Source organism: Rhodococcus sp. FH8 (genome assembly GCF_019266085.1).
Lineage (GTDB): Bacteria > Actinomycetota > Actinomycetes > Mycobacteriales > Mycobacteriaceae > Rhodococcus_F > Rhodococcus_F qingshengii.
In genome coordinates, this window is the sequence record NZ_LPNQ01000071.1 from 1 (window position 1) to 6,633 (window position 6,633).

General features: G+C 64.0%; 6 protein-coding genes, 1 rRNA gene and 1 pseudogene. 4 read left to right on the forward strand and 4 right to left on the reverse strand.

Going from position 1 to position 6,633, the window contains the following annotated elements:
• Window positions 1-100, forward strand: a 5S ribosomal RNA gene (rrf, locus tag ATN38_RS18370); the annotation flags it as partial.
• 278 nt (window positions 101-378) lie between these two features.
• On the opposite strand, the gene ATN38_RS18375 is transcribed toward rrf, so the two are convergent.
• Window positions 379-1,005 carry a dihydrofolate reductase family protein gene (locus tag ATN38_RS18375; protein ID WP_218748336.1) on the reverse strand — a complete coding sequence of 209 codons (627 nt, stop codon included), beginning with the start codon at window positions 1,003-1,005 and terminating at the stop codon, window positions 379-381.
• 141 nt (window positions 1,006-1,146) lie between these two features.
• Entirely contained in the window at window positions 1,147-2,739 is a 1,593-nt protein-coding gene (locus ATN38_RS18380) for an adenylate/guanylate cyclase domain-containing protein (RefSeq protein WP_218748337.1), read from the reverse strand.
• A 42-nt stretch (window positions 2,740-2,781) separates the two neighbouring features.
• Between ATN38_RS18380 and nucS the strand changes: the two genes are divergently transcribed.
• Both nucS and ATN38_RS32870 read left to right on the forward strand, forming a co-directional pair.
• On the forward strand, window positions 2,782-3,456 hold the full coding sequence (gene nucS, locus ATN38_RS18385; protein ID WP_007733244.1) for an endonuclease NucS: 675 nt from the start codon (window positions 2,782-2,784) through the stop codon (window positions 3,454-3,456).
• Window positions 3,457-3,475: 19 nt separating this feature from the next.
• Entirely contained in the window at window positions 3,476-3,820 is a 345-nt protein-coding gene (locus tag ATN38_RS32870) for a hypothetical protein (RefSeq protein WP_054828484.1), read from the forward strand.
• A gap of 7 nt (window positions 3,821-3,827) precedes the next feature.
• Here ATN38_RS32870 and ATN38_RS18390 read toward each other — a convergent pair whose 3' ends face one another.
• Window positions 3,828-4,886 carry a hypothetical protein gene (locus ATN38_RS18390; protein ID WP_007733248.1) on the reverse strand — a complete coding sequence of 353 codons (1,059 nt, stop codon included), beginning with the start codon at window positions 4,884-4,886 and terminating at the stop codon, window positions 3,828-3,830.
• A 40-nt stretch (window positions 4,887-4,926) separates the two neighbouring features.
• The gene (gene mce, locus ATN38_RS18395; RefSeq protein WP_037131968.1) at window positions 4,927-5,400 is read right to left on the reverse strand and encodes a methylmalonyl-CoA epimerase; all 474 of its coding nucleotides are present in this window, start codon (window positions 5,398-5,400) and stop codon (window positions 4,927-4,929) included.
• A 107-nt stretch (window positions 5,401-5,507) separates the two neighbouring features.
• On the opposite strand from mce, the pseudogene ATN38_RS18400 reads away from it, so the two are divergent.
• Window positions 5,508-6,633: pseudogene (locus ATN38_RS18400) on the forward strand (acetyl-CoA C-acetyltransferase); the annotation flags it as partial.

The window sequence follows — 6,633 nt, forward strand, 5'->3', positions numbered from 1 at the left end:
AGGGGAAACGCCCGGTCCCATTCCGAACCCGGAAGCTAAGCCCTTCAGCGCCGATGGTACTGCACTCGACAGGGTGTGGGAGAGTAGGACACCGCCGAACACACATTAGAGAAGCCCCCCAACCAGTGATGGTTGGGGGGCTTTCTCGTACCCAAAACACCCCGAAACATCCCGTCGCCGGCCCCCGACTTCGAGCGAACGGTACGTTCGTCGCCTCAGATCGACCGAACGTACCGTTCGCACGATCGAAGGGGGGCATCCCCGCTGGCACCCCCGCATCGAGTGAACGACACGCTCACCCTCTTAGGCGAGGGGAACGGTACGTTCACTCCATCAGGGGCGGGAACACGACTGAGGACGACAGGCGCTTTGCCCGGATCAGTCGATGCCGTCGGCGGTGGCAGTCGCATACTTCGGCCGGCCAGCCGGCAGATACCTCTGAATCGTCACGCCCTTTGATGTGGCTCGCGATTCGGCCAGCTCGAGTGCGATGTCCGGTCCGGAGTCGGGAAACAGTCGCGTGCCCTGGCCTACCACCACCGGAACGATCAGCAGGATCATCTCGTCGACAAGATCGTTCGCGAAAAGCCAGCGGCACAGGTTGCCACTGCCGTGCACCTGAAGCTCACCGCCGGGTCTGGCTTTCAGTTCGCCGAGAGCGATGGCGGTGTCACCTGAAAGGGCTGTCGTATTCTTCCATTGCGGATCGGTGAGCGTCGTCGACGCAAGGTACTTGGGCCGCGAATTCAGTGCGCTTGCAATGGGGTTGACGTCGGGATTCTCGAACGCGCCCCAATAGCCGGCGAAGATCTCGTACGTGTGTCGCCCGAACAGGAACGCGTCAGCTCGCTGGTAGACCTGGACGAGGTAATCCATGGCTTCGGTGTCCACTAATGGCGCGGACCAGCCGCCCCGCTCGAATCCGCCACGGCGATCTTCGTCCGGCCCACCGAGTCCTTGCATCACCCCGTCGAGAGTGACGATGGTAAAGGTCGTCAGTTTCATAGTCGTACCCATCTCCCAGGTGTCGTCGGATCTCCGCTGTTTCGATATAGACCGTTGGGAAGCGGGAAAGTCATCGAGCGAACGTGGCGTTGATCGCCTTGGATCGACCGAACGTGCCGTTCGCTCAGGGGGGAGGTGGGGTCAGGGCTGCACGGGCACGGAGTCTGATGGGCTGGTCTCGGACTTTAGGGCGTCGCACGGAATCGCGAGCTCGGTCTGTTCGAGGCGGCCGCGAAGGGTGATGTTCTCGGTGATCGACCACTGTGCAGCCTCGGCGCTGTCAGCGGCAGCCACAGCCCGTCCGGATGCGGCGACGTTACCCGGAACCGTCTTGGCGACCTCGGACAGTCGCGCCGCTTCGTTGACGGGATCACCGATGACGGTGTACTCGAATCTCTCTCGCGCACCGACGTTCCCGGCTACGGCAACACCTGCGGCGACGCCGATTCCCGCGCTCACTTCCGGAACCTCGGCACGCAGGCGCTGCTGAATCTTGCGGGCAGCGGCGAGTGCGCTGCCGGCGTGATCGTCGAGTGTCGTCGGCGCTCCGAAGATCGCCAGCGCTGCGTCGCCTTCGAACTTGTTGACGAATCCGCCGTGTGCGTCCACCTCGTCGACGATGACGTCGAAGAAACGGTTGAGTAGAGCGACCACAGCCGTAGGGGAGTTGGTGGCCGCGATCGTGGTCGATCCGATGACGTCGACGAAGAGTACGGCAACGTCACGTTCTTCACCGCCGAGCTCCGGGTTTCGGCGAACCGCGTTTGCGGCAACCTCGTGTCCGACGTGGCGCCCGAAGAGGTCGCGTATTCGCTCTCGCTCGCGCAGACCCTCGGCCATGCGACTGAAGCCGGCCTGCAGTAGTCCCAGTTCCGTTCCGTCGTACACGACGACGGACGCGGTGAGGTCGCCACGGGTGACTTGTTCCATTCCTCGTCGCACGGACCGAATGGGGGCCGCGGCGGACCGGATGTTGATGTATGTCAGCCCGAGTCCGACGCACAGGGTGATCCCGCCGATGACGAGGATCGCGGTCGCGAGGGCTTGCCACGAAGCAGGCCGGATGAAGCTGAAGACCGCTACGAGCATCAAACCGGTGACGGGGACTCCGCTTCCGAGCAGCCAGACGAGGATTGTCCGGCCGGTCAGTCCGAGAACGGCAGCCTTGCGGGGTGCTCCGGATTCGAGTGCACGCGCAGCAATCGGGCGGAGTGCGAACTCGCTGAGCAGGTAGCAGAAGGCGCACGTGGTGATACCGCTGAAAGCCACGGTGAACAGAACTTTCGGAATGGTGTTGGGGTCGACGATTCCGTACATGGTCGTGAAGGTGATGAGCGCGGCCGTCCACAGGACGGCTTGCACTCGGGTCAGTCGCCACGGCCCGCGCAGCGCCGCGCGTTGATTCTGCTCTGTCGGTGGGTGATCCTCGGTGGCCCATCGAAGATCCCGCATCAGCCGTTTGGTGCCCCACAGAAGTCCGATGAGAAAGACACACCCGATGAAGACGGGCACGGCAATGAAGTTGATCCATGCGAATTCGGGGTGGATGATCCCGGGGCCGGGAACCACGAATCCGATGAGCACGATCGCCAGTACCGCTCCGATCAGGTTTGTGACCAGGAGGGGGGCGGTGAGTAGTGCCTGGACGCGGATTCGACGGCGCCTGGGGCTTTCGTCGGTGGATCCGAGCAGCCACGACCCCAGGGGCGCACTCGGGACACGGCTTCGCTGCATAGTGTGTCGAGAGTAGTCGTAATGATCGCTTAGGGTGGTCCGGTGCGCCTAGTTATTGCTCGTTGCCGTGTCGACTATGTGGGACGCCTGACCTCCCACCTCCCTACCGCAAGACGACTGCTGTTGGTCAAAGCCGACGGCTCGGTCAGTATCCATGCCGACGATCGGGCGTACAAGCCGCTCAACTGGATGAGTCCGCCGTGCTGGTTGGTCGAGACCACCGGGGACGGCGACGACATCCTGTGGGTCGTCACCAACAAGGCGGGCGAGGAACTGCGGATCACTCTCGAAGAGGTCGAGCACGATTCGTCGTATGAACTCGGTCTCGATCCGGGATTGATCAAGGACGGTGTCGAGGCACACCTTCAAGAACTTCTGGCGGAGCATGTCGAGACACTCGGCCCGGGCTACACGTTGGTGCGGCGTGAGTACATGACGGCCATCGGGCCGGTCGATCTTCTGGTCCGTGACGCGGACGGTGCATCGGTGGCGGTGGAGATCAAGCGTCGCGGCGAGATCGACGGCGTCGAGCAGTTGACGCGCTACCTCGAATTGCTCAACCGCGATCCGCTGCTCGCGCCGGTCACGGGAGTTTTTGCAGCGCAACAGATCAAGCCGCAGGCAAAGACTTTGGCCAACGACCGTGGGATCCGTTGCCTGGTCCTTGACTACGAGGCCTTGCGGGGCACCGAAAGCACCGAGTTCCGCCTCTTCTGACGCTGTTTAGACTCGAACCATGCCGCGCCGCAAACCTTCGCCGAAGCAAACCCGTCGAACGGATACTCGGCGTGCGCGGGATTCGAGCGCGGAGTCGGCGTCACCAAGCGGTGTGTTGTTCGGCGGAGCGCTGGTCCGGGAGGAACCCGGGCCGGGCGGTGAAATGTACATGGTGAGGCCGATACCCGGCTCCAACGCGACGAAGTTCTATCGATGCCCCGGTTGTGATCACGACATCAGACCCGGCGTCGCTCACGTGGTGACGTGGCCTTCGGAACCGGGCGGCGCGAACGAGCGTCGACACTGGCATACCGGATGCTGGTCAGGCCGCGGTACGCGCAGCCTGACCAGACGGTGGTCCTGAGCGTCGATCAGTTCCTGGACTGGGCTCGCTGCTCGACGGCGCGGGTGTCGATCTCGGCGGTGTTCGTCTCGTCCGAGTCCTCGAGAACGTCGTCTTCGTCGATACTCGGTTCTGATTTGACCGGATCTGCGTCGACCTTATCTGCGTCGGCCTTCTTGTCTTCGATCTCGAGATCTTCCTCGGCTTCGACGATGACCGGAGCGGGCGGTGCATCGAGGAGTTCGCTCTCCCGGTTGACCGATGCGAGCATAGCCGGAACCGAATCGAGTTGTCCGCGAATACCCAAGAGCTGAGCCAGGATTCGGCCACGGAGAACGCGCAGTTCTTCGGTGAGTTCCTTCGCGTGAGCGATCTTGCGCTCGGACTGATCAGTGGCGGCCTGCAGCCTGCGCTGAGCCTCGTGCGACGCATCGGCGAGTCGACGCTCGGCCTCTGCTTTGCTCGACGACTCCAACTCGTTGACGGCGGCGACGACCTTGGCGCGGCGCTCCGACATCGAGATGTCGAAGTCTTCGCGGATCTGAGTGCGCTTGGCCTCGGACTCGGCAGCCAGTCGATCCCGCTCGGCCTGCGCGGCTTCGACGATCCGGGCGGCTTCGGTACGGGCCTGCGCCATGGTCTGCTCGTGCATGGTTTCCATCGCGTTGCGACGGTCCTCGAGTTCGGCGATCAGCGACTCGTAGTGCCCACGAAGGCGGGCGCCGTCCTGTTCGGCGATGGAGGTCATCTCGGCTGCGTCGGCCTCGGCCTTCGCGCGCACCTCCGAGGCCTCGTCGGAGGCAAGGCGCAGCATGCGGCTGATGCGATCGCTCATGCCCTCCGCAGTGGTGGGCGGTACCGAGAGGCGGTCTACGTCCTTGCGGAGGTCGTCGATGTCGTCGCGTGCATCGTCGAGCTGCTTGGCGAGGTCACGGGCCTGCGCAGCGGCAGCATCACGATCAGCCGCGGTAACTCGCAGCTCCGCGTCGAATCGCTCGAAGTAGTTGCGTACCTCGTCGCGGTCGTATCCCTTCCGTGCGATCTGGAACGGAAGTTGGATCGAACCGCGGTCCTGCTCGTATGCCATGGCGACAATCTACCTGGCATACGAGCTGGAGTCGGGTCTGCTAGTGGCTCGCGTCGGGTTCGACCAGTTCCACCAGGACGCCGCCGGCGTCCTTCGGGTGAATGAAGTTGATGCGCGAGTTGGCCGTACCGCGTCGGGGAGCGTCGTACAGCAACCGAACCCCGCGGTCGCGAAGTTCGGCGGAGATGGCGTCGATGTCGGTGACCCGGTAGGCGAGCTGCTGGAGTCCGGGGCCGCTTCGGTCGATGAACTTGGCGATGGTCGAGTTCTCGTCCAGAGGCGCGAGCAGCTGAACGGCAGTGGATCCGGCGGGGGAGCCGACGACGGAGAGCATGGCCTCACGCACGCCCTGCGATTCGTTGATTTCCTCGTGGGTCGACACCATGCCCAGGTGCTGCGTGTACCACGCGATTGCCACGTCGAGATCGGGCACCGCGATTCCGACGTGATCGATCGCGACGACGAGGTCGGAGGACAAAGGCGCGAGTGCAGAACTGGGGGAGGTCTGTGTCATACCTTTCACGGTAGCGCTACCGTTTGAGGAGTACACGTCGGGATGTGACTTGGCTCTTAGGCCGCACGGAACCGACGACTATGTCTCTTTTGCAGCCGGAGGAAATCGTGACCAGTTCTGTGATTGTTGCGGGAGCTCGTACCCCGATGGGTCGACTCCTCGGATCGTTGAAAGACCTCTCCGGGTCCGACCTCGGCGGCATCGCCATCAAAGGCGCCCTCGACAAGTCCTCAGTCGCACCCGAACAAGTCGACTACGTCATCATGGGACAGGTCCTCACCGCCGGCGCCGGCCAGATGCCCGCCCGCCAAGCCGCCGTCGCCGCCGGCATCCCCATGAACGTCCCCGCCCTGAACATCAACAAAGTGTGCCTCTCCGGCATCGACGCCATCGCCCTCGCCGACCAACTCATCCGCGCCGGCGAATTCGACATCGTCGTCGCCGGCGGGCAGGAATCGATGTCCCGCGCACCCCACATGCTCGAAANGAAAAAAGCCGCGAAGGCTTCAAATACGGCGACGTCACCCTCCGCGACCACATGGCCTACGACGGCCTCCACGACATCTTCACCGACCAGGCCATGGGCCTGCTCACCGAACAAGTCAACCAACAAGAAACCGCCCACATCACCCGCGCCGAGCAGGACGCCTTCGCCGCCGCCTCACACCAGAACGCGGCCCGCGCCTGGAAAGACGGCCTCTTCGACAACGAAGTCGTCCCCGTCTCCATCCCCCAACGCAAGGGCGAGCCCATCGTCTTCGCCCAGGACGAAGGCATCCGCGCCGACACCACCACCGAATCCCTCGGCAAACTGCGTCCCGCGTTCAGCAAGGACGGCACCATCACCGCCGGCTCCGCCTCCCCGATCTCCGACGGCGCCGCCGCCGTCGTGGTGATGAGCAAAACCAAAGCCGAAGAACTCGGCCTGACCTGGATCGCGGAAATCGGCGCCCACGGCGTCGTCGCCGGACCCGACTCCACCCTCCAGTCCCAACCCGCCCGGGCCATCGCCAAAGCCTGCGCGAAGGAAGGCATCGACCCCACCGACCTCGACCTCGTCGAAATCAACGAAGCATTCGCCGCCGTCGGGATCGCCTCCACCCGCGAACTCGGCCTCGACCCCGCCAAGGTCAACGTCAACGGCGGCGCCATCGCCGTCGGCCACCCCCTCGGCATGTCCGGCGCCCGCATCGCCCTGCACCTCGCCCTCGAACTGCAACGCCGCGGCGGCGG